The 22,562-nt window shown below is 70.4% G+C and carries 21 protein-coding genes and 3 pseudogenes; 15 read left to right on the top strand and 9 right to left on the bottom strand.

The genetic code is table 11. The features are described 5' to 3' along the window. Nucleotides 1–50: 50 nt before the first annotated feature. Nucleotides 51–743 (bottom strand): SDR family oxidoreductase, encoded by a 693-nt coding sequence (locus V4Y04_RS34110; protein ID WP_332432178.1) that lies wholly within the window; start codon nt 741–743, stop codon nt 51–53. Between the two features lie 115 nt (nt 744–858). Here V4Y04_RS34110 and V4Y04_RS34105 point away from each other — a divergent pair, with 115 nt between their 5' ends. Beyond that, complete coding sequence (locus tag V4Y04_RS34105; protein WP_332432177.1) at nt 859–1,419, top strand: TetR/AcrR family transcriptional regulator; 561 nt, start codon at nt 859–861, stop codon at nt 1,417–1,419. A gap of 175 nt (nt 1,420–1,594) precedes the next feature. On the opposite strand, the gene V4Y04_RS34100 is transcribed toward V4Y04_RS34105, so the two are convergent. Next, a complete protein-coding gene (locus tag V4Y04_RS34100; protein ID WP_332432176.1) occupies nt 1,595–2,197 on the bottom strand; it encodes a TetR/AcrR family transcriptional regulator in 603 nt (200 codons plus the stop codon). A 186-nt stretch (nt 2,198–2,383) separates the two neighbouring features. Here V4Y04_RS34100 and V4Y04_RS34095 point away from each other — a divergent pair, with 186 nt between their 5' ends. The 11 genes and pseudogenes from V4Y04_RS34095 to V4Y04_RS34045 all read left to right on the top strand — a co-directional run bounded on the left by V4Y04_RS34095 (nt 2,384) and on the right by V4Y04_RS34045 (nt 10,432). Then, nucleotides 2,384–3,463: an alkene reductase gene (locus V4Y04_RS34095; protein WP_332432175.1), complete on the top strand. Its 1,080-nt coding sequence runs from the start codon at nt 2,384–2,386 to the stop codon at nt 3,461–3,463. Nucleotides 3,464–3,585: 122 nt separating this feature from the next. Continuing rightward, nucleotides 3,586–3,807: pseudogene (locus V4Y04_RS34090) on the top strand (FAD-dependent oxidoreductase); the annotation flags it as partial. A gap of 501 nt (nt 3,808–4,308) precedes the next feature. Further along, nucleotides 4,309–4,479: a hypothetical protein gene (locus tag V4Y04_RS34085; protein ID WP_332432174.1), complete on the top strand. Its 171-nt coding sequence runs from the start codon at nt 4,309–4,311 to the stop codon at nt 4,477–4,479. Between the two features lie 118 nt (nt 4,480–4,597). Then, the gene (locus V4Y04_RS34080) at nt 4,598–5,620 is read left to right on the top strand and encodes a GNAT family N-acetyltransferase (RefSeq protein ID WP_332432173.1); all 1,023 of its coding nucleotides are present in this window, start codon (nt 4,598–4,600) and stop codon (nt 5,618–5,620) included. A 4-nt stretch (nt 5,621–5,624) separates the two neighbouring features. After that, nucleotides 5,625–5,771: pseudogene (locus tag V4Y04_RS34075) on the top strand (M15 family metallopeptidase); the annotation flags it as partial. Nucleotides 5,772–5,792: 21 nt separating this feature from the next. After that, nucleotides 5,793–6,044: pseudogene (locus V4Y04_RS34070) on the top strand (class I SAM-dependent methyltransferase); the annotation flags it as partial. Nucleotides 6,045–6,153: 109 nt separating this feature from the next. Further along, nucleotides 6,154–6,900: a PIG-L deacetylase family protein gene (locus V4Y04_RS34065; RefSeq protein ID WP_332432172.1), complete on the top strand. Its 747-nt coding sequence runs from the start codon at nt 6,154–6,156 to the stop codon at nt 6,898–6,900. A gap of 338 nt (nt 6,901–7,238) precedes the next feature. Next, nucleotides 7,239–7,439 (top strand): DUF397 domain-containing protein, encoded by a 201-nt coding sequence (locus V4Y04_RS34060; RefSeq protein WP_332432171.1) that lies wholly within the window; start codon nt 7,239–7,241, stop codon nt 7,437–7,439. A 404-nt stretch (nt 7,440–7,843) separates the two neighbouring features. Then, complete coding sequence (locus tag V4Y04_RS34055; protein ID WP_332432170.1) at nt 7,844–8,212, top strand: hypothetical protein; 369 nt, start codon at nt 7,844–7,846, stop codon at nt 8,210–8,212. Between the two features lie 431 nt (nt 8,213–8,643). Further along, nucleotides 8,644–10,044 (top strand): FAD-binding oxidoreductase, encoded by a 1,401-nt coding sequence (locus V4Y04_RS34050; RefSeq protein WP_332432169.1) that lies wholly within the window; start codon nt 8,644–8,646, stop codon nt 10,042–10,044. 247 nt (nt 10,045–10,291) lie between these two features. Beyond that, nucleotides 10,292–10,432 carry a hypothetical protein gene (locus V4Y04_RS34045; RefSeq protein WP_332432168.1) on the top strand — a complete coding sequence of 47 codons (141 nt, stop codon included), beginning with the start codon at nt 10,292–10,294 and terminating at the stop codon, nt 10,430–10,432. A gap of 22 nt (nt 10,433–10,454) precedes the next feature. On the opposite strand, the gene V4Y04_RS34040 is transcribed toward V4Y04_RS34045, so the two are convergent. The 5 genes from V4Y04_RS34040 to V4Y04_RS34020 form a co-directional block, all read right to left on the bottom strand. Next, on the bottom strand, nt 10,455–10,784 hold the full coding sequence (locus V4Y04_RS34040; RefSeq protein ID WP_332432167.1) for an alpha-amylase: 330 nt from the start codon (nt 10,782–10,784) through the stop codon (nt 10,455–10,457). A 296-nt stretch (nt 10,785–11,080) separates the two neighbouring features. Beyond that, nucleotides 11,081–13,468, bottom strand: a complete 2,388-nt coding sequence (locus V4Y04_RS34035) for a glycoside hydrolase family 3 N-terminal domain-containing protein (protein ID WP_332432166.1) — start codon at nt 13,466–13,468, stop codon at nt 11,081–11,083. Then, entirely contained in the window at nt 13,465–14,283 is an 819-nt protein-coding gene (locus tag V4Y04_RS34030) for a carbohydrate ABC transporter permease (RefSeq protein ID WP_332432165.1), read from the bottom strand. Before V4Y04_RS34030 ends, V4Y04_RS34035 begins: the two co-directional genes overlap by 4 nt. Continuing rightward, nucleotides 14,280–15,236, bottom strand: coding sequence for a carbohydrate ABC transporter permease (locus tag V4Y04_RS34025; RefSeq protein ID WP_332432164.1), 957 nt, complete (start codon nt 15,234–15,236; stop codon nt 14,280–14,282). Before V4Y04_RS34025 ends, V4Y04_RS34030 begins: the two co-directional genes overlap by 4 nt. Nucleotides 15,237–15,246: 10 nt before the next feature. After that, entirely contained in the window at nt 15,247–16,551 is a 1,305-nt protein-coding gene (locus tag V4Y04_RS34020; RefSeq protein ID WP_332432163.1) for an ABC transporter substrate-binding protein, read from the bottom strand. A gap of 138 nt (nt 16,552–16,689) precedes the next feature. Here V4Y04_RS34020 and V4Y04_RS34015 point away from each other — a divergent pair, with 138 nt between their 5' ends. After that, nucleotides 16,690–17,712, top strand: a complete 1,023-nt coding sequence (locus V4Y04_RS34015) for a LacI family DNA-binding transcriptional regulator (protein ID WP_332432162.1) — start codon at nt 16,690–16,692, stop codon at nt 17,710–17,712. 49 nt (nt 17,713–17,761) lie between these two features. On the opposite strand, the gene V4Y04_RS34010 is transcribed toward V4Y04_RS34015, so the two are convergent. Then, a complete protein-coding gene (locus V4Y04_RS34010; protein ID WP_332432161.1) occupies nt 17,762–17,887 on the bottom strand; it encodes a hypothetical protein in 126 nt (41 codons plus the stop codon). A 453-nt stretch (nt 17,888–18,340) separates the two neighbouring features. Between V4Y04_RS34010 and V4Y04_RS34005 the strand changes: the two genes are divergently transcribed. Both V4Y04_RS34005 and V4Y04_RS34000 read left to right on the top strand, forming a co-directional pair. Continuing rightward, on the top strand, nt 18,341–19,036 hold the full coding sequence (locus V4Y04_RS34005) for a type 1 glutamine amidotransferase domain-containing protein (protein WP_332432160.1): 696 nt from the start codon (nt 18,341–18,343) through the stop codon (nt 19,034–19,036). Between the two features lie 624 nt (nt 19,037–19,660). Further along, nucleotides 19,661–19,966 (top strand): muconolactone Delta-isomerase family protein, encoded by a 306-nt coding sequence (locus V4Y04_RS34000; RefSeq protein WP_332432159.1) that lies wholly within the window; start codon nt 19,661–19,663, stop codon nt 19,964–19,966. Between the two features lie 649 nt (nt 19,967–20,615). On the opposite strand, the gene V4Y04_RS33995 is transcribed toward V4Y04_RS34000, so the two are convergent. Continuing rightward, on the bottom strand, nt 20,616–22,385 hold the full coding sequence (locus tag V4Y04_RS33995) for an MOSC and FAD-binding oxidoreductase domain-containing protein (RefSeq protein WP_332433101.1): 1,770 nt from the start codon (nt 22,383–22,385) through the stop codon (nt 20,616–20,618). Between the last annotated feature and the right edge of the window lie 177 nt (nt 22,386–22,562).

Here is a 22,562-nt window from a genome sequence, read left to right as displayed (position 1 = left end):
CCTTGCACGAGAGGTGGGAAGGCGGCCGCGCCGGGGTGGAGGGGTGAGCGTCAGCCCGCGTTCGGCTGGGGTGCCGCGGACAGGCTCTGCTTGACGTACCGGCTGGTCTCGTCGGCGAGGATCTCGGGCAGGCCCGTCTCGATGCCGTTGAGGGCCTGGGCCGCGACGTCGGCGGCGGCGACCTTCTGATCGGCAGGCACGCCGGCGGCCATGTCGGTGTCCATGTAACCGACGTGCAGCGCCGAGACGGTGATCCCGCGCGGTGCCAGCTCCTCACGGGTCGCGTCGCTCAGCGCCCAAGCGGCGGCCTTGGAGGCCGCGTAGGAGCCGAGACCGGCCGGGTGGAACCAGGACAGGGCGGACAGGACGTTGAGTACGGCGCCGCCGCCGTTGCCCTCGATGACGGGGGCGAAGGATCGGGTCGCGGCGAGCGGGCCGAAGAAGTTGGTCTCCATCTCCCGGCGCACCTCAGCCACGTCGCCTCCGATCAGCGTCGCGCCGGTGGAGATACCCGCGTTGTTGATCAGCAGTGTCGCGTCGGACGCCACGTGGGCGGCCTCCTGTATCGACGCCTCGTCCGTGACGTCCAGCCGCAGCGGGATGACGCCCGGCACGTCGACCGTCTCGGGTCGTCGGGCCGCGCCGTACACCTTCGCGCCGCGCTCGACGAGCTGGGCGGCCAGGTGCCGCCCGAGCCCCCGGTTGGCGCCGGTGACGACCGCGACCGCGTTCTTCAGTTCCATGCTCGCTCCTGGTCCTGGCGGGCACCGTCGGCCACCCGCAATAAATTAGATTATGCATCCAATCTAAACACGGGTCTATGATAGATGCCAGTCGACATCCAAATGGGAGGTGGTCATGGGCCGCGTATCGCAGGCACAGGCGGAGGAAAATCGCAGGCGGGTGGTGGACACCGCATCCCGGCTGTTCCGGGAGCAGGGCACGCAGGTCAGCGTCGCCGACCTGATGAAGGCGGCCGGTCTGACCCACGGCGCCTTCTACAAGCAGTTCGCCTCCAAGGGGGCGCTGGTCGACGAGGCCACCGCCCACGCCTTCGCCGAGCTCGCCCAACGCTATAGCGCCGGGCTCGAGCGGCACGACGGGCAGCGCGGCACCGCCCAGCAGGCTCTGATCGACACCTACCTCTCCGTCGAGCACCGCGACGACCCGGCGGACGGCTGCCCGGTCGCCGCGCTCGCCACCGACATCGCGCGCGAAGGCGGGGGGCGCGAGGCCCGTCGCGTCTACGCCGAGGGGGTGGCCGACTTCGCCGATTTCCTCGCCACCGACGACCAGGACGGCATCGTCCGCCTCTGCACCCTGTTCGGTGCGCTGGTCCTGTCCCGGGCCACCAAGGGCTCCCCGCTCTCCGGGGAGATCCTCGCCGCCGCGCACGCAGCCTTGACGGAAGCAGGCTGATCAGGGGCGCGGTGCGGGTGCACGTCGACCGCGCTCGTGGGCGACGCGGCGTCCGCGGCCAGGCGAAGGCGATGGGAGAAGGCCGCCGGCGCCTGGCGCACCGGCTTCACCGTGCACCGGACATCGGCCGGTTCCCGGGCCGCATGCCCGTGAAGTGGAAGTTGCGCAGCCGACGTCAACGTGTCAACAGGACTGCGATCTGCCCCCGGATGTCGCGCACGATCTCGTCGACGCTCGCGGCGACGTTCACACTCGCCGCCATCGCGAGGAACATCACGGCGGACACGACCCGCGCCGCCGTTGCCGCGTCCTCCTCGCCGACCCGTGCGTCCCGGCACAGCACGGCGGCCACGGCCTCCTCGGTCTGCCCGGCGATGGCGAGGGCCTCGCGGTGGTGGGGCTCGGCGGGGTCACCGAAGACCATCTCGCGCAGGTAGACGCGCCCGTTGTCGACCTGGGTCCGGTTGCATTCGACGACCGGCCGGACAATCGCCGTCACGGCGTCCAGGGCGTCCGGGATGTTCTCGGCGTCCGCCCGGCCTCGTTCGAGGGCTTCGGCGTAGAGGGAGTTCTGGACGAGCAGGAGGAGCTCGCCCTTGGTCTTGGCGTAGAGGAAGAGCGTGCCGGTGCCGATGTCGGCCTTGTCGGCGATCTGCTGGGTGGTGACCTCGTCGATGCCGCGTTCGGCGAACAACTCGTGGGCTGCGGCGGTGATGCGGTCGAGCTTGAGCTGCTTGTTCCGCTCGCGCCGACCTGCCGGCTGGGAAGCGCGTGGCATGCGGGACACCTTTCGGGGAATTCATTCTGACTGTACTCAGTTATGAGCATAGTCGTTACTGATGAGAATCAGAGGCGGCTTCCGTCATCGTCCCACGACGACGACGCCCGCCCGGTCCCCCTTGATCCACAGCGGACGCCGGCGACCGATCCACGCTCGACATCGACATCAAGGACCACGCACCCCATGACCACGTCTTCCTCCCTCTGGCAGCCCTTCAAGTTCGGCCGCGTCGAGCTCCCGCACCGCCTCGCCATGGCGCCGCTGACCCGCAGCCGGGCGAACGCCGACGGCACGCCCGGCCCACTGGCAGCCACCTACTACGGTCAGCGCGCCTCCCTCGGGCTGATCATCACCGAGGGCACGCAGCCCTCGGCCGACGGACAGGGCTACCCGAACACGCCGGGCATCCACACTCCCGAGCAGATCGCGGGCTGGCGCGAGGTCGCCGACGCCGTGCACGCGGGCGGCGGGACACTGTTCATCCAGCTGATGCACGTCGGGCGCATGTCCCACCCGGACAACACCCCGCACCACCGCCAGCCGGTCGCCCCCTCCGCGATCTCCGCCGACCAGGACATGTTCACCGCGACCGGCCCGAAGAAGACGCCGGTCCCGCGTGAGCTGAGCGTTCAGGACATCCAGGCCACCATCGCGGACTTCCGGCATGCCGCCGCCTCCGCGATAGCCGCCGGCGCGGACGGGGTGGAGATCCACGGGGCGAACGGCTACCTGCTGCACCAGTTCCTCTCCCCGAACGCCAACCATCGCACCGACACCTACGGCGGCTCGGTCGAGAACCGCTCCCGCCTCGTCGTCGAGGTCGCCAGGGCGGTGGCCGAGGAGATCGGCGCGGACCGGGTCGGCATCCGCCTGTCCCCCTCCATGCCGCTGGGCGGGATCGACGAAGGCGACACCGAGGCAGTCCGCGCCCAGTACCACCACCTGGTGGGCGAACTGGCACCCCTGAACCTCGCCTACCTGCACGTCCATCACGTCGGCGACGACGAACTGCTGCGCTCCTTCCGCGAGGTGTGGCCGACCGCCCTGCTCGTGGTCCGCTACGGCCGCACCCGCGAACAGATCGCCGACGACATCGACGCGGGCCTGGCCGACATCGCCCCGCTGGGCCGCTTCGCGCTGGCCAACCCCGACATCGTCGAGCGCTTGCGCACCGATGCCCCGCTCAACGAGATCGACCCGGCCACCCTGTACGGCGGCGGCGAGGCCGGATACACCGACTACCCGACCCTGGCCCACGCCTGACACCGGCGTCCACGAGCCGCCCATCCACCGGACCGGGGCGGGTGGGCGGCTCGTCGTCCCGCCGTGCGACCACCTGCCGCCGGCATGACGATGACCAGGGCGAAAGAAGAAGGAGAACCTCCATGAGCAGCACGCACTTCGACGTCGTCGTCCTCGGCGCCGGGCCCGGCGGCTACGTCGCCGCGATCCGCGCCGCCCAGCTGGGCAAGAGTGTCGGCGTCATCGAAAAGCAGTACTGGGGAGGCATCTGCCTGAACGTCGGCTGCATCCCCTCCAAGGCCCTGTTGCGCAACGCCGAACTCGCCCACACCTTCCACCACCAGGCCAAGCAGTTCGGCATGCGGAGCACACCCCCCTGACTCCCGAGGACGTCACCGTCCGACTGGGGTCAGGTGCGCGACGTCTCTCGTGAGCCGTTAGCCCAGGGCGGGCAGCCGGGTGATGGCGGAATGTCCTGGTACTGGAGACGCCGGCTGCTTTCAAGAGGGTGATCGCGACGGTAAGTTCGCAGAACGGGCGACCGCGCTTCCGAACACGCCTGCGAAACCTGCGTCAAGCCCGGCCGCTTCCGCCTCCACGGCGACGGGCCGCGAGCCGGGATGCAGAGCACCTGCGACACCTGCCGCATCTCCCGATACCAGACAACGCATCAGCGGGCAGCCCCGAAACCAACCGCCCGGGCGCCTCCCGCCCGTAGAGTTCTCCTCGGCCGCCGAGTTCGGCGAGACATGATGTTCGCCACACCCACAGCGGGGAATCGGACACCGTGCTCCGTCATAGCGCGACACGCGCCGCAGGCTCGGCTCTGGCCCAAAGCGACACGACCTGCGAGGGACACGGTCTCTGTGAAAACAAAACGCAGCGAACCCGGACCCGCCGTACGGGACCTGGTCCGCATGTCCGACGCCTGGGTGGGCCGCCCCGACCTGCACAAGGCGTTCCCGGCCGGGTACGGCAGGCTCCTGACCGGCGCCGAGGAGGCGCGGCGGTCATCGACACGGTTCTCGACGCGGTGAGCAGGAGCGCGTTCGGCGTCGCTCACGGCGACCCGGAACTCGTCGAGCGGGGCCGGCGGACTCTGGCCCGGCTGCGCGCCGGGCACAGCACACCCGACTCGCCCACAGGGGGAATTTCATGAACCGCGACACGGCATCGGCTGCCGCCGGGCGGCCACCGGCCCGCTCGGCCACGCCCGCCGACGCCGAGGGCATCGTCCGGATGCGCTCCGAGCACGTCCTGTCCGAGCCCTTGAGCGAGGAGTGGATCCGACGGTGCACGGACGAGCTGGCACCGCGGCTGACCGAGGCGGGGGACGCGCGGGCGTTCGTCATCGACGCCCCGGACGGCACGCTCGCCGCCTGCGCCCTCGGTCTGATCCACCCCGTCCTGCCGGCACCGGCCTGTCCCCGGGGGCTGGCCGTCCGCGTCCAGGTCGTCGCCACGCGCCCGGACGTCCGGCGTCGCGGCTACGCCCGGACGGTGGTGTCCGCGCTGCTCGACCATTTCTCCCACGTCGAGCACATCACGCTCTTCGAGATCCATGCCAGTGTGGAAGCGGCGCCGCTCTACCGCGAGCTGGGCTTCGCGGGGAGTCCTCTCCTGATGCGGATGACGCGCCTGAACGCACCGGCCGCTACGAGCGGGCCGAAGAACGGCCCCGCCTGGCTTCCGCCGGAGCAGTACGCCGAGACGGTCCTGAAGGCCACCGCGTTCGCGTGCGTCTACTTCACCGACGAGGACGACCGGCAACTCCAGTTGCGCTCCGTCTACTCCCCCGGGCACCCGTGGCAGCTGGTGGGCGGAACCATGGATCCGGGAGAGCGGCCCTGGGAGACAGCGGTGCGCGAGTGCCGGGAGGAAACCGGTCTGACGCCGGTCGGGCCGCCCCGGCTTTTGGGCACCGTGTACGGGCTGCCCGGCGCCGATTGGCCTTACAGCACGATCGGGATGATCTTCGACGGCGGTCGGCTCACCGCGGCGCAGATCCGGGGCATCGCTCTGAACCCGCAGGAGCACGACGAAGTCCGCGTCCTGCCACTGGTCGAGTGGAAGGCACTGATGCCGCCTCGCGACTTCGCGCGCCTGAGCGCGTTGGAGGAGGCCCGCCGCACCGGTGAGGCCGCCTACTTCGGCACCTGGGACTGGGGGGACGAATGATACGAACCGGACCGCCCTGGGCGGCGCGCTGTCCACAGCAGGCTCGATCAACTACGGCACGGAGTGGTGGCACTGGTCGTACGGCGACCGGTACTGGGCGCTGCAGACCGGGCAGCCGGCCGCCCTCTACGGTCCCGTCGAACTTCCGTAGCACCCCACCACCCCGTCTTTCATGAACGAGGAGCGATCTGTGGGATACACCCGGGCCGACTGGTCCGCGCATTACACCGACGGCCGTGGCTTCCGGCGGCTCGGGGACGAGGAGCGGGGCCTGCTCGCCGAGCGGACACCGGCGCCCGGAGACGGCCGCGCGCTGGACGTCTGCTGCGGCACCGGCGAACTGGTCGCGTACCTCGCCTCGCTCGGTTACACGGTCGATGGCCTGGATTTCGCGGAGGGCGCCCTGGAGCGGGCCCGCGCGGAGCATGCCGACGCCGACCGCTACCGGCCGCCCACCCGTCGTCCGAACCGCCGTCCGGGTCCGATTCGATCATCAGGAAGCCACCGTGACACTGTCTCCTCGCCCCTCCCTGATGGGCGTGGCTGCGCATCCCGACGACGAGGCGTTGCTTTTCGGAGGCGTCCTCGCCCAGCACGCCGCAGGTGGCGCCCGCACCTCGGTCGTCACCGCCACCTGGGCCGCAGACAGCCGCCGTGCACCCGAACTCACTTCGGCCCTGCAGGAGTTGGGTGCGAGCCCGCCGCGCATGCTCGGTTACGCCGATGCCCGCAATCCGGCTTCCGCACCTGGTCGGCCCCGGTTCGTCGACGTGCCACTCGATGAAGCCGTCGGTCACGTCGTTCAGCATGTGCGGCAGTTCCGACCCGACATCATGGTCACCCACGACGCACTCGGTCAGCTGACCGGCCATCCAGACCACCGCCACACCCACCGGATCACCCTTCTCGCCTGCCAGGCCGCAGGAATCGCGCGCCTCTATCCGGAAGCCGGAGCCCCCTGGCAGCCCCAGGCCCTGTACGCGGCGACCCATCCCGAGAGCGGAGTCGGCGAACTGGGGCCACTGCTGAGGGGCGTCGGCAAGAGCGTGCTCTGCGTCCCGGACTCATATGTGACCACGGTCGTGGACGTGAGTGAGTGGGCCGACGTGAAGTGGCGCGCGATCCTGGCCCATCAGGGCGAGGTCGCCCGCGAACGCCCCCTGCCCGGAATCCTTGCCCGCCTCCCCGAAGAAGCCCGCAGAAAGATCATCCAGACCGAGTACTTCACACGCCTGGTGCCCGGGCCCGTCCCGGGAGACCCACAACAACTCACCATCTGACCCCGTCCTCCTCCTTTGGTCCGTCCTTCCCGATCAGAGACACATGACGACCGCCTCAGTCCCCGACCACGCGCCCGGCACATCGATGACCGGCCAGGAGTACGGCACGCTCCGCAGCCCGTCAGCAACCCTCGACAACCCGAGTCACACCGTTCGTTCGACTCTGTCGTTCCGGGTATCCTGCGCGGCTCGCCCATCTGGAGGTCCAGCACTTCAGCCGTCTCATCACTGACTCGGAAGAGGTGCGTGTCCTGACCGCGAAGACATGGCGGCATCCGAGGACAGGCACTCACCCCACGCGAGTCCTTGCGCCTGCTCGAGAAGATGCCGGAAGACCTATGAACACCGAACAGTCCACGCAGCTCAACTGGTTCAAGAGCAGCTACAGCGGTGACGAAGGCGGCGAACGCGTGGAAGTCGCCGCCGACCCGACCGCCATACACGTACGGGATTCCAAGGAACGCGGTGGCCCTCGGCTCGCGTTCGCGCGGAGCGCGTGGTCCGGGTTCGTCGCGGACCTGGGGCGGGACCGGATCTGACCTGCCGCATCCGAGGCCGTCCCCGAGCCGGCGCCCGGATCCGAGGCCGTGCCGCCGGCGGCCGAGCCCCTCCTCGCCGGCGTCACGGCCGACGACCTGCGCGGCCTCGGCGTCGCCGACCAGCTGATCGGCCTCGCCCTGGCCGTCACCGACAGCACGGAACTCGACCGACTGGTCGGCGGCGCCCTCCTGCTGTCCATTGTCCGCGGGTGCGGTCGCGGCCGTGGTGTCCGGTTCCCTTCTCAGTCTTGCCTGCGCCCTGTTGGCGTGCGGGAGCCGTCAGGGCAGACTGCCGCGCATGGAGCTGATCGCGGGGGCGGGACGCCGATGTGTTCGCCTTGGACGAGTCCAGAGTGTTGCGGCGTCGCCGGCGGGGAAGCCCCGCCGAGTGGGAAGCGCGAGTAATGGCACATGTGGCCGCCTGTGGCTATCCCGTGCCGAAGGGGTACGAGATCAACGGTCCCGACATGGTTCTGGAGCGGCTCACCGGGCCGACGATGCTGGACGTACTGGCCCGGCGCCCGTGGCGGGTCGGCTCCCTCAGCCGGACGTCGGGCGGCTTCCACGACCGGTTGCACACGGTGCCGGCGCCGGAATGGCTGCCCCGGCGGTTCGCCACGGCAGGCGACGACCGGGTACTGCATCTTCCGGGTGGGCCCTCGGCTCGCCCGACTGGTCCCGGCGGTGGCCGCCCGCACGCCCTCGGCCACACCGTCGTCCCTCACGCGCGCGGCATGGCTGACCGGCTGTACCTCCGGGTCGGGGTCCCGTAGCGGCGCTGCTCCGGCCCTGACCCGGTTTCTCCGCGGACGGGGCTGTCACCTGCCGGCCCGGGCCGGCACGTTCTCCGGGTGGCGTGTTGCGTGGCCCGGCGGGTGGGGAGACGCTGAAGGAGTCGGCCTTCGGGCGGTTCGGTCGGCGTGTGCACCGCGCGTGCGCGGGCTGCGTGGCCGGCCCCGGACGGAGCCGGGAGGCCGGCGTGCGCTGTCGAGGATCAGCGGCTTCGCGAAGGGAGTGCGCACCCGACCGGCCACTCCGTCGCCGGCCGCACACGGAACACCATCGGATGACGCCCGATGCCCGACCGGACCCGAGGCGCCTGGACGTGAGGCCAGGTTCCGCAGCGGGACGGTGGAAGCACGCCCCGGGAGACGGGCCGGGTGGGAGGGCGCCCGCACGTCACGTCTGAATGAGGGAACACATCATGAGCAGCCCCACGTTGGATGCTCCTTCCCTGGAATCCCTGCGGACCGCGCTGCGCGGACCGGTCATCGCCCCGCAGGACCCCACGTACGACGAGGCCCGGCACATCTACAACGCGATGATCGACCGGCATCCCGCCGCGCTGGTGCGCTGCGCCGACGCCGGCGACGTCATGGCCGCGGTGAACCACGTACGGGACAACGGACTCGAAGTCGCCGTGATGGGCGGCGGGCACAGCGGGCCCGGCCTGTGCGTGGTGGACGGCGGTGTCACGCTCGACCTGTCCCCCATGCGCTGGTGCCGGGTCGATCCGGCCGCGCGGACGGCCCAGGTCGGCGGCGGCACTCTGCTGGGCGACCTCGACCACGCCACGGCGGCGTTCGGCCTCGCCACGCCCTCGGGGATCGTCTCGACCACCGGGGTCGGCGGTCTCACGCTCGGCGGAGGACACGGTTACCTGACCCGCAAGTACGGCCTGACCGTCGACAACCTGATCGCCGCGGACGTGGTGCTGGCCGACGGCAGCTTTGTCACCGCCGGCGAGACCGAGCACCCCGACCTGTTCTGGGCGCTGCGTGGCGGAGGAGGGAACTTCGGCGTCGTCACCGCCTTCACCTACCGTCTGCACCCGGTGGACACGGTGGGTGTCGCGGTCACCCTGTGGCCGGTCGACCACACCCACGAGGTCCTCACGTGGTACCGCGAGTACCTGCCGCAGGCCTCGGACGATGTGTACGGCTTCTTCGCCGAGCTGGTCGTACCGCCCGCACCGCCGTTCCCGGAGGAGCTCCACGGGCGGAAGGTGTGCGGCATCGTCTGGTGCTGGACGGGCGCGCTCGACCGCCTGGAGGAGACCTTCGCCGCGGTGCACGAGGCCGGCCGGCCCGCCTTCCACTTCACCGCCCCGATGCCGTACACGACGTTGCAGGGCAACTTCGACGCGCTGTTTCCGGAGGGCCTGCAGTGGTACTGGCGGGGTGCCTTCTTCGACGGCATCCCGGACGAGGCCGCCGAGGTGCACCGCAGGTACGGTGAGTCCATCCCCACCGGCCAGTGCACGATGCACCTGTACCCGGTCGACGGGGCCGCCGGCCGCGTCGGAGCGGACGAGACGGCGTGGAACTACCGGAACGCGACCTGGTCCGGAGTCTTCGCCGGTATCGACCCGGACCCCGGCAACGCGGGCCTGATCAAGCGCTGGTGCACCGACTACTGGAAGGAGATGCACCCGTACTCGATGGGCGGCGGCTACGTGAACTTCGCGGGCGCGGACGAGCAGGCCGACCGGGTGCGCGCCACGTACCCCGGCCACTATGACCGGCTGGCGCGCGTCAAGCGCGCCTACGATCCGTACAACCTCTTCCACGCCAACCAGAACATCCGCCCGGCACAGGCGGCGTGACCTCGCCGGCACCGGAACCGGATTCCCTCGGCCCGTCACTCCGGCGTGGGAGTCCGTTCGTACCGGCCGAGGTGCTGAGCCGGCCGGACACCACGGCAGCCGTGCGGATGGCGCCTTCGTACTGCCTCGGGGCAGACCCCGCATCCCGCGCAGGAGGGGCCCCGCACCGGCGCGGGTCGGGCGGATCCGGAGGTCCCGGGCGCCCGGCACGGTGTGCGCGTGGCGGAAGCCGCCCAGGCCCGCCCTGGTGATCGGCGTGCCACTGGCCGTCGCCGTCGGCCGGGCGTTTTCGCTGCTCGGGTGGTCCCTGCCGGCCTTCCTCACGCTGGACGTCCTGCTCGCTGTGGTCCGGCGTCGTCGCACCGCCCGCACGGACGCGCCTGCCTGATCCGGTCCGGCCGGGAGGTGCGTCAGTGGTCGGCACCGTCGGAGCACAGGACGGCGCCGACCACGTGCTCGCCCTGGGTGCCGTGACCGGGGAAGGTGATGTGGTCGCCGGGGTGGGCGACGCGGCACGGAACATCGCGACCGTCGCTGTAGGCGATGGTCAGCGTGTAGGGGGCGGAGCAGTTGTTGGTGACGAAGGTGTAGCGCCAGCTCGGGGCGACCTCCACGCAGGCGGGGACACCGGCCTGCGCCCGTCCTGCTTCCTGCGTCAGCGCGTGCGCTGCCGCGCCGCCCGTCAGCACCGGCAGCAGTGCTGCCGCCGTCACGAGGAATGAACGCTTTGCCTGACGCATGTGAGTGCCCTCCTTCAACTCATGAACTGATACGCCCTCAGGCTAGGGCGCTTCGCCGGTGACCGGGCAGCGTTTGCGTCATCTTGCCGCAATTTTCAGTAAGATTTTTCAGGCTGTCTTCTTAATAGTTCCTGAACGCAGGTCGTCACGGCGATCCGCTGAAGCGGCGCCCGACCGCACTCATGTGACGGCGCACGCCCCCGCGGGCGCCTGCACGGCGTGAACGGTCCGGGCCGGACGGCCCCGGCCGGCCCGGACCGTTCACGCGGTCCGGGCCGGACGAGGCCCGTGTCAGGTCAGGCTGACGCCTGCGGGCCCGGCTCCTGGGTGAAGGCCGCGTGGAGGCGGCGGGTGTGGTCCACCTGGCGTTCCGGGCCGGTCAGGGTGACCGTCGCCGTCAGGCGCGTGTCGGTGCTCGAGGCGGCCAGGCGGAGTTGCAGGTCGCCGGGTTCGACGATCCGGTGGCCGGCGCGGCCGGTGAAGGAGGCCACGTCGGCCGGAACCGTGACGCGGACGCGCCGGGCCTCTCCCGGCTCCAGCTCCACCCGGGTGTAGCCGACGAGCCGCTGCACCGGCTGGACGACGGAGGCGACCGGGTCGTGGAGATAGAGCTGGACGACTTCGGTGCCGGACCGCCCACCGGTGTTGCGGACGGTGAGGGAGAGGGTGAACTCGCCGTCCGTCGAAGCCTGTTCGGTGTCCACGGCGAGGTCGCTCCAGGCGAACGCCGTGTACGTCAGGCCGTGGCCGAAGCCGAACGCCGGCGTCGGGTCGATGTTGGACACCTCGCTGGCCTGGGCGAGCCGTGCACCGAGGTAGGTGGTCGGCTGGGACCCCGGACCCCGCGGCACACTGACCGGGAGCCGTCCGGAGGGGCCGGTACGGCCGCTCAGCACCCCGGCGATCGCCCGGGTGCCCGCGACTCCGGGGAAGAAGGACTGCACGATCGCCGCGGACTCGGCGGCGGCACGGCCGAGCGCGTACGGCCGCCCGGCGAGCAGGACGGTCACCACCGGCCTGCCGGAGTCGAGCAGCGCGTCGAGCAGGTGCTGCTGGGCGCCGGGCAGGGCGAGGGACTCCGCGTCGCAGCCCTCTCCGCTGGTGCCGCGGCCGAACAGGCCCGCGCGGTCGCCGAGTACGGCGATGACGACATCCGCGTCCCGTGCCGCGTCGACCGCTTCACCGATGCCGGAGAGGTCTCCGTCGTCGACGCCGGTGCCGCGGGCGACGGTGACGTCCGCGTCGGGGAACTCGGCGGCCAGGGTGTCCCGCAGGGTGGGCAGGTCGATCCCGACCGGGACGTCCGGGTGCCGCACGCCCACGTGCTGGGGGAAGGAGTAGCAGCCCAGTACGGCGGTGGCCTCGGCCGCGTTGGGGCCGACCAGGGCGATGCGGCGGGGCCGGGCGAGCGGCAGGGTGCCGTCGTTGGTGAGCAGGACGACCGCCTTCTCGGCGATCTCGCGGGCCAGTTCCCGGTTCTCGGGCCGGTCCAGGTCGATCGTGCCGCGCAGGGCGTCCGGGTCGTCCGGGTCGGCGCCGTCGAGTGCGGGCGGCACCGGGCTCCAGTCCGGGTCGAGCAGGCCGAGCGTCGCCTTCTGGCCGAGGACGCGGCGCAGGGCGCGGTCGATGACCGACTCCGGTACCCGGCCGTCGGCGACGGCCTCGGCGAGCGGCGCGCCGAACGTCTTGACGGTGGGCAGTTCGACGTCGACGCCGGCCTTCAGCGCGGCGCCCGCGGCCTCCGACCAGTCGCCCGCGACGCCGTGCAGCGTCTTGAGGAAGGCGATGCCGAAGTAGTCGGCGACGACGGTGCCGTCGAAGCCCCAGGTGTCGCGGAGCAGTCCGGTCAGCAGGCCCTCGTCGGCCGCGGCGGGGACCCCGTCGGTGTCCGTGTAGGAGTGCATCACGGAGCGGGCGCCGCCCTCGCGGATCGCCATCTCGAACGGCGGCAGCAGGACGTCGGCCCGTTCGCGGGCGCCCATGGGCGAGGGGGCGAGGTTGCGCCCGGCACGGGAGGCCGAGTAGCCGACGAAGTGCTTGAGGGTGGCGACGATCCCGGCGGACTCCAGGCCCCGGACGTACGCGGTGCCGATGGTGCCGACGAGGTAGGGGTCCTCGCCGATGGTCTCCTCCACCCGGCCCCAGCGGGCGTCGCGCACCACGTCGAGGACGGGCGCGAGACCCTGGTGGACACCGACGGACCGCATGTCGCGGCCGATGGCGGCGGCCATCCGGCGTACCACGTCCGGGTCGAAGGTGGCGCCCCAGGACAGCGGGACGGGGTAGGCGGTGGCACCCCAGGCGGCGAAGCCGGCCAGGCACTCCTCGTGCGCGACGGCGGGAATGCCGAAGCGGTTGGCCGAGGTGATACGGGACTGGGTGCGCAGCAGGGAGAGCGCGCCGAGCGCCGGGTCGACGGGCGCGGTGCCGAAGGGGCGGGTCAACTGGCCCAGTCCGGCGGGCAGAAGCGCGTCGAGGTCGACGGCCTCCTCCATGTCGTGCTGGTGCGGGGCCACTTCGCCGCCGTTGGCGGACGCGCCGACCCACACGCCGTACAGCTGGGCGATCTTCTCGTCCAGGGTCATCGTGTCGATCAGCGCGTCGACCCTGGCGGCGACGGGGCGGTCGGGGTCGTTCCAGAGGGGGATTTCGGGGGTGGTCTCTACGGCCACGTCGGCAGTCACTTTCCTCCGACGCCCATCAGACCCTGGACCAGGGCGCGACGGGCGAACAGGTAGACGAGCAGGATGGGCACCATGGACAGCACCACGGCTCCCAGCAGACCGGGGATGTCGATGCCGTGTTCGGTCTGGAAGTTGTACAACCCCAGGGTGACGACCTTGGCGGAGTCGGACTGGGTCAGGACGAGCGGGAACAGGAAGCCGTTCCAGGCCTGGAGCGCGGAGAAGACCACGATCGTGGACAGTCCGCCCCTCGACAGCGGCAGGACGAGCTGGAAGAACATGCGCCGCGGGGAGGCGCCGTCCATGGCCATGGCCTCGTACAGCTCCGGGGAGATGTCGCGCATCGCGCCGCTGAGGATGAGCGCCGACATCGGCAGGCAGAACGCCGCTGTGGGCAGGATGACGCCCAGCAGGTTGTCGTACAGTCCGGCTTTGCTGATCAGGTAGAACATCGGCACGATGACGGCCTGGGCGGGGATGGCGAGGCCGAGCAGGAACAGCCGGAAGATCGCCGACGTGGTCCGGCCGCGGCTGCGTACGATCGCGTAGGCGAGCGGCGGGACCAGCAGCAGCACGATGCCGATCACGCAGCCGGTGACGACGAGTGTGTTGAAGAAGTACTGGCCGAAGCCCGAGTCGAAGGCGCCGGTGTAGTTGTCCAGGGTGAAGCTGTCCGGGATCGAGACCGGGCCGTTCTCGGCGTAGTCCTGGCGGGTGCGCACGGTCGCGGCGAGCATCACGTACAGCGGCAGGCCGACCAGGAAGAGCCAGAAGAGCGAGCCGGCGCCGGCCAGGTAGTGGGGACGGCGCCTCATGACACACCTTCCATGGTGCTGCGCATCTTGTCGTAGCCGGAGACCCGGACGACGATCAGCGAGATGACGGTGGCCGAGACGACCAGGGCCAGGGCGATGGCGGAGCCGGCGCCGAAGTCGAAGCTCTTGAACGCCTTGTCGTACATGTAGTAGGCGCTGATGGTGGTGTCGGTGCCGGGGCCGCCCTGGGTCAGGATGAGGACCGTCTCGAAGGTGGTCAGGCCGCCGACGATCATCAGGATCATCGAGGTGATCATCGAGTTGCGCAGCTGCGGCAGGGTGATGTGGAAGAACTGCCGGTAGCGGCCCGCCCCGTCGATCTCGGCCGCCTGGTAGAGCACCTGCGGGACGGCCCGGGCGGCGCCCTGGTAGATCAGCGTGTGGAACGGGGTGAACTGCCAGGTGCTGACGAACGCCAGCACCCCGATGGCGGTGGCCTGTTCACCGAACAGGTTGCCGTCGCCGAACAGCCAGGTGGCCTCGGCCGGGATGCCGAAGTTCGGGTCGAGCAGCGCCCGCCACAGCACGGAGACGGCCGTCGCGGACAGCAGCAGCGGGATGAAGTAGATGACGGACAGCACGGCCCGGTTGCGCTGATGACCGGCGGCCCAGACGCCGAGCACGATGCTCAGCGGCGTCTGGACGACCACGCCGAGCACGGTCAGCAGCAGGGTCAGCCAGACGCTCTGGAACATCACCGGGTCGTCCATCAGGCGCGACCAGTTGTCCATGCCGACGAACTCGGGCGAGCCGAGTCCGTCCCAGCTCATGAAGGACAGCACCGCCACCATGATCAGCGGGACGATCGCGAAGAGGGCGAAGAACACTGCGGCGGGCAGCGCCCAGGCGAAGCCGGGGCGGCCCACCTTCGTTGCGGACGAGGCGGGCGGCCTCCGCCGGGACCCCTTACGGGGTCCGGCGGCGGGCGGAGCGCTCGTGGTCTTTGTGGTCATGAGCCGTTCGTCACTCGGTCGGGAGGGCCTGCATGGCCTTGATGAAGCCGTCCGCGTCGAGCTGTCCGTTGAAGAACTGCTGGATGGCCTTGTGCATGGACGAACTCGCCTTCTGCGGGTACGCCTGGTCCCAGGACAGCTGGAACGACGGGGCGTCGGCGACCAGGTCGTACTGGAAGCGCGAGTACTCGGGGGTGGACGAGGTGTCGATGAACTTGTCGGTGTTGGTCGTGGTCGGCAGGTTGCCGATCTCCAGCTGCGCCTTGACGAACTCGTCGGAGTACATGAGCTTCAGGAACTCGGCGACGGCCTCGGGGTGCTCGGTCTTCTTCATCACCGAGTAGTAGTTGTTGGTGTTGCCGGCGACGCCGGCCGGGTCGCCCTTGCCGCCCTCGACGGCCGGGAAGACGGTGTAGCCGAGGTCCTTCTCGGCGAACTCCTTGGCGTCCGTCAGCTGCTGGGAGTAGTACCAGGAGCCCATCAGCTCGAAGCCGGCCTTGCCCGAGGACACCAGCGCGACCGAGCCGCCGTTGGTGTACTTGACGGAGTCGTAGTTCTTGCCGAAGGCGCCGGCGTCGACGAGCTCCCTGATCATGCCCAGGGCCTTCTTGCTGTCCGCGCTCTCCCAGGCGCTCTTGTCGCCCCCGACGGCCTTCTCGAACAGCCCCGGGCCGGCCAGGCGGTCGAAGAGGTACTGGAACCACATCTGCGTCGGCCAGATGTCGCCGCCGCCGAGCGCGATCGGCGTGACACCCGCGTCCTTGAGCTTCCCGACCGCGTCGAGCAGTTCGTCCCAGGTCTTCGGCGGCTTGACGCCCGCCTGGTCGAGGACCTTCTTGTTGTGGAAGAGCAGGACCGGCTGGGTGCCGCGCATCGGGATGCCGTACGGCTTGCCGTCGACGACGCCGTTGGCGAACACGGACGGCAGGAACTTGTTCTCCAGGTCCGGGTCCTTCTTGATGAAGTCGTCCAGCGGCATCAGCAGATCGGCCTTGACGAACGGCTTGATGCTGCCGCCGCCCCAGTTGAAGAAGACGTCCGGGGCCTGGGGGGTGCTGATGATCGTCTGAAGCTTCTTCTGGTAGTCCGCACCGGGGATGGTGTCGAGGACGACCTTGACGTCGGACGTCTTGTTGAACGTGTCGACGAGCTGCTTCTCGACCTTGTTGGCGGCGTCCCCGTAGACAAGGACATGGATTTTGCCGTCGTCCGAGGACGCCCCGCCGCCCCCGTCACCGCAGGCCGAAAGGGTCAGTGCCAGGGTGAGCGTCGCACCACCGGCGACCAGTCTGGGCAAGCGCGCACGTGTCTTCATCGTTCGCCTCTCGAAAGTTTCGGCCTCATCACCGAAAGTCCATGCCGTGGGACAGTAGGTCAGACGGGAGTTCCGGTCAACGGTCGAGTCGGCACTCACTCAAACTGTTATCGACGCACGGTGCCGTATCCTGCGTCTATGCACGATGACCACGAGACGAGCGGCAGAGTCACCCTGGCCACGGTGGCGAAAGAGGCCGGCGTTTCGATGCCGACAGTTTCGAAGGTCCTCAACGGCCGATCGGACGTCTCTCGCGCGACCCGCGCCAAGGTGGAACGGCTGCTGGACGTCCACGGCTACCGCCGTCGCGCCCAGCCGGCCTCCCGCTCCCCGCTCATCGAAATCGTCTTCCACGAGCTGGAGAGCGTCTGGGCGATGGAGCTGATCCGGGGCGTGGAGAACGTCGCCAAGGAGAACCGCGCGACGGTGGCGCTCACCGAGAGCGGCACCCGGCACACCCCCGCTCCGGAGTGGCTCCCGGGCGTGCTGCAACGCAGGCCGCTCGGCGTCGTGCTGGTCTTCTCCACCCTCCCGGAGGACATCAAACGCCAGCTCAGAGCCGCGGCCATCCCCCTCGTCGTCATCGACCCGGCGGGCGACCCCGCCCCCGACGTCCCCTCGGTCGGCTCCGCGAACTGGGCCGGCGGCCTCGCCGCCACCCGCCATCTCACCGACCTCGGTCACGAGCGGGTCGCGATCATCACCGGCCCCGAGGACATGCTCTGTTCGCTCGCCCGTCTCGACGGCTACCGCTCCGCCATGACGATGGCGGGCCTGGAGACCGACCCGCGTCTGACGCGCTTCGGCGACTTCCACGTACAGAGCGGCTTCGAACACGCCATGGACCTGCTGAACGGCCCCGACCGGCCGACGGCGGTCTTCGCGGGCAGCGACCTCCAGGCACTCGGCGTCCTGGAGGCGGCCAGGGTCAGGGGCCTGCGCGTGCCGGAGGACCTGTCGGTGGTGGGCTACGACGACGTACCACTGGCCCAGTGGTCGAGCCCGCCCCTCACCACGGTCCACCAGCCCCTGCGGCACATGGCCGAGGAGGCCACCCGCATGCTGCTCCGCCCGGACGACCCCGGCACGGCGGCACAGCGCATCGAACTGGCGACCCACCTGGTGGTACGACAGAGCACGGCTCGGTCGCAGAGGGCTTGAGGACATGGCCTACGGGATTCACAATCGACTTCGGCCTCGGGGCGTTCCTCTACACCTCCAAGGACACGCTGTCCCACAGCGGGATGACCATCGGCACCGTGCGCTGCATGCCGCCCGAGCAGGCTCTGGGGCGGACGAAGGTCGAGGAGTCCGCCGACGTGTACGGACTCGGCACGGTACTGCTGTACGCGGCCACCGGGCGCTGCCTCCTACGACGGGGCGCGCTGGGAGGCGATCGTCGGGCAGGTCACCAACCCCGACCACACCCCGGACCTGAGCGGCCTCCCCGAGGCCTTGGTACCGCTGCTCGACTCCATGCCGGCCCACGCCCCGGGGCCGGCAACCGCCCCCACTACACCCCGCCACCCGCTCAGCAAGCCATCCCCCAGACAACTTGACAACGCCCGCACGACGCCCCGGTAGACGGGCAGTGGGCACCGCCGCGAGGGCGTACACGCGCATCCGTAAGCCGTTCGACTCGTTCACGGTCACGGTCAACGACACGTCGCACTGCGAGCCTTGGGCTACGAACCGCTGTGCGCATGTGCCTGATGATTCCTGTGCCTAGACTGACCTTTAGCGCAAATCCCCTCAATTTCTCCAAACAGAGCTGAGGAGGCGATTCGTGATGGCGAAGGTACTTTTCGTGGTCACCGGAGCTACGTACCTGGTCCTGAAGGACGGCACGAGGTACGCCACCGGCTACTGGGCGGAGGAATTCGCGCAGCCGTACAAGGCGATCACGGAGGCAGGCCACGAGGTCGTCGTCGCGACGCCCAACGGCGTGACGCCGACCGTCGACATGATGAGCCTGCGCCCCGCCATGGCCGGCGGTGAGGAGGGAGCGCTCGAACTGGAAGCCATCATCCGTTCCGCGGAGGTCATGCGCCGGCCGATCAAACTCTCGGACGTGCGGCTGCAGGACTACGACGCGGTGTACCTGCCCGGAGGCCACGGCCCGATGCAGGACCTGTCGGTGGACGCCGACGCGGGACGGATACTGACCGAACAACTCGCCTCGGGCAAACCACTCGCAATCGTGTGCCACGCCCCTGCCTCGATGCTGGCCACCAGGATCCACGGCGAGTCGCCCTTCAAGGGCTACCGGGTCACGGGCTTCACCAATGAAGAGGAGGAGGCTGTCGGACTGGCCGACAAGGCACAGTGGCTGCTCGAGGACGAACTCAAGGAGAAAGTCGGTGTCGAGTACAGCCGGGGCGAGATGTGGAAGCCGTACATGGTCGAGGACCGCAACCTGATCACCGGGCAGAATCCCCACTCCGCCGAAGCGCTCGCGGAACGGCTGCTGAAAACCCTCGCGTGAGAGCTCTCATGGTGTGCGGCGGCATGTCTATCGAGTGCCGGCGCGGGAAGTTCGGGGGGATTCTTGCCGCATTGGCTCGCCGTCGGCGTGAGCAGTGCGCTCGGGTCTGTGAGCGTGCTGCGGGTGCGCGGTTGCCGGCGTCGGGCTTCGTCGGCCCCCGCTGCTTCGGCCGAAAGGCGCCTTCTCACGTGCTCACGTGCCCATTGGTCCGGAGCACGATGCAACGCTGCGGGCCGCGGTACTTCCGCATCTTCGTCGCTGGAACGGGTCGCTGCCTTCCGGCGGTACCGAGCGCGCGAGGCGTTGTGCAAGGTGGGGACGCACAAAGCCCCGTGGCGCCGCCAGAGGCGGCCCGGGGGCAGCGGCGTGGGCAACAGGCGTACCCCCGGGCCCGCGTTCGGGCGCCTTGGACGCCAGGAGGCCACGCCTCCCACGAGAGGAAACCGGTCGTGGCGCGGATCGCCGGGCCGGACGGACAACTCAAGGGTCATCGCGGAGTGGAACTCCCGTAGCGGTCGGGCGGCGTCCGACCTGATCGCGGCTCCGCTCGGGGGAGACGGATGACCACCAGCGAACTCGCCCTTCCCGTCGTCGCCGGGATCTTCACCGAACGGAGCGAAACCGATGCAGGAGTTTCTTGTCGAAATCACCACGACGGTCCCTGAGGGGACCGGCCAGGACGAGGTCGACAGGCGGAGGGCGGCCGAGGCGGTCCGCGCGGGGGAGCTCTCGACGACCGGCAACCTGGCCCGATTGTGGCGTCCGGTCGGCGAGTCGCGCAGCATCGGGATCTGGCGGGCCGCGAACGAGGAGGAGCTCCGTGAGAAGGTGCTCGGCACACTGCCGCTGCGCCCCTGGATGACCCTCACCGTCACCCCGCTCGAACCCCACCCCAACGACCCCGGGCGGGCCACCGGCGGCACGGGGTGATGGCAGAGCTCCCCCGTAGCCAGGGACCGCGGCTGGTCGCAGCCGCCGGTCGCAGACTCGCTCCGACACCCGCAGAAACCGCGAGGAACCCGTCTTGAGCGTGCACGCACGGTGCGCCGTCCCTCTCCGGTCAAGTGCTGCGCTGCGGTCCCTTGGGGGCACGTCGCAGGGACCGCCGCGGCGCCGGCTGCCGGGATGGGGGTCGGCCACTTCGTCATCATCTGCCGCCGACGCGATCGGCGGGGCTGCCCGCTCATGTCGGCGACTGGGTACCGGCCCGCTCGCGCACCATGTACTGCGCGTACCAGTCCGGCCGGTCCGGGTCCTCGGCGCCGGTGCGTGCCTCGTGCTCGCCGTGTGCCGCCGCGGCACGGCGCGTTTACCCAGCATCGCGCGCGAAGCGGTCGGTGGCACCTGTACGACGTCCTGGTCGACGTCCCTGGTCCGCGCGGGGCGCCGCAGCCCGCCCGCCACCGGGCTCGCCCCGGGCATGCGCAGGACATGGTGGAGCCCGGCGTGTTCCGCCCACAGTGCCCGGCGGCCGGCAGAGCTGTCCGCGCCGGACCCCGGCGGCTCGTTGTCGGTGCCCGCGGGCTCGGAGCGGGGGGCCGCACTACCGTCCGTGTCGGCGCGGTGAGGGCGCCGCTCATCACAGGTCCAGGACGATCCCCTCGGTGGGCTTGGAGCAGCAGATGAGGATGTTGCCGTCGGCGGGGGGCTCGACCGGGTCGGGGGCGTACCGCACTGCCCCGGACATGAGGGCGATTTCGCAGGTGTGGCAGACGCCGGTCCGGCACGACCATCTGACGGGGACATCGCAGGCCTCGGCGAGTTCGAGCAGGGACTCCCGGGCTTCGTTCCAGGGGACCTCGAGACCGCTGCGGGCGAAGGCGACCGTGGGACCGGTGCCCGCCCGCCCGGCGGGCTGGTGGGGTGCGGCTGTCACCGCGCCGTCGATCCCGGGAGTGAGGGACGGGCCCGCGCCGAAGATCTCGGTATGGACGCGGGATGCCTCCAGGCCCGCGTCGACGAGAGCGGTGGTGAGGCCGTCCATGAAGGCCCCGGGGCCGCACAGGTAGGCGTCGGCGTCGATGGGCAGCGCCAGGCCGGGAATACGGTCGCCCGACAGGTGGCCGATGTCCGTGTAGTCGACGTCCCGGCGGTCTTCGGCGGCCGGTTTGCTGTAGTAGATCCTCGACCGGGCCCGCGGAAGCATGCCGACCAGTTCCCGGCTCTCCCGGGCGAAGGGGTGCTCCGTGCCGTCATGGGCCCCGTGCAGCCACCACACCTGGCGGCTGGAGCGGTCGCGGGCGAGTGCGTGCAGCATCGCCAGTACGGGAGTGACCCCGACGCCGGCCGACAGCAGGACCACCGGATTGTCCCCGGTGGTCAGGCAGAAGGTACCGCGGGGCGCCGCGACGTCGAGGTGGTCGCCGGTACGTACGTGGCTGCGCAGGCGGTTGCCGGCCGCGCCGTGGATTTCGGCCTTCACGCTGATCCGGTACGTTCCGGTGCCCGGCTCGCCGGACAGCGAGTAACTGCGGATCAGCGGCGGCGCGTCCCCCTCGGGCGGGACCTTGACCGTGACGAACTGCCCCGGCAGTGCGGTCGGCAGATCCGAACCGTCGGGGGCGGCCAGCGACAGGGAGAACACGCTACGGCTCTCGGGCTGGACGCGGGTGACGACCAGTGGGCGGAAGCCCGGCCAGGCGGGGCGCGGGGCCGTGGCCGCGGCATTCAGCCCGGCGCTGCCGGACGTTCCGGCGGCCGCGTTGTCCCCCTGATCCAGCAGGGCCTCCATGGACGCCTGCCAGCCGGGGCTGAGCGCGGGGATCCGCAGGGCACGTTCGACCTGCCGGCGGGTGTGCCCGGGCAGGTAGAGCACCCGGTCGATCTCCTCGACGGTCATCGCCTCGGGTCCGGTGGAGACCTTGACGATCTCCTGCCCGGCTTCGACCTCGCCTTCCTCGAGTACGCGCAGATAGAAGCCGGGCCGGTGGTGTGCCACCAACAGTGCCGCCATCCGCGGCTCGCCCATCCGCAGGCCGACTCGGTAGCAGGTCACCCGCGGCTGGGTGACTTCGAAGAGCGCGTCGCCGATGCGGTAGCGGTCACCGATACAGACCTCGTTGTCCGGCAGGCCGTCGACGGTGAAATTCTCCCCGAACTGACCTGGTCGGAGATCGTCGCGGCCGAGTTCGCGAGCCCAGAAACGGTAGGAATCGGTCTGGTACACGAGCACTGCCCGCTGCTCGCCTCCGTGACCGCCCAGATCGCCCTGGCCGTCGCCGTCGATGTTCAGCCGCCGCACCATCCGCGGCCCGGTCACGGACCTCTTGTAGACGCCGGTGCGCACGGTCCTGCCGTGCCAGGGGACGTCCTTCGGCATCCCGACGCTCAAGGCTCTCAATAGGGCCACCTTGCCGCCTCCCATGCAGGGATCTCCACCGGAGAACATGTGCGGACCCCGCCCGGGCGCCCGGCGGCCCCAGGCTCTCGCCCGTACCGGCCGCCGAACCCATGCCCTTCGAGGAGAGGCATCACGGCCATGTGGCCCGACGCCGCGCTGACAACGCGGCAAGCATCCCCACCGGCC

Source organism: Streptomyces sp. P9-A2 (genome assembly GCF_036634175.1).
Lineage (GTDB): Bacteria > Actinomycetota > Actinomycetes > Streptomycetales > Streptomycetaceae > Streptomyces > Streptomyces pratens.
The sequence above is the reverse complement of the archived record's forward strand: the minus strand, read 5'-3'. Positions and strand labels throughout refer to the sequence as shown.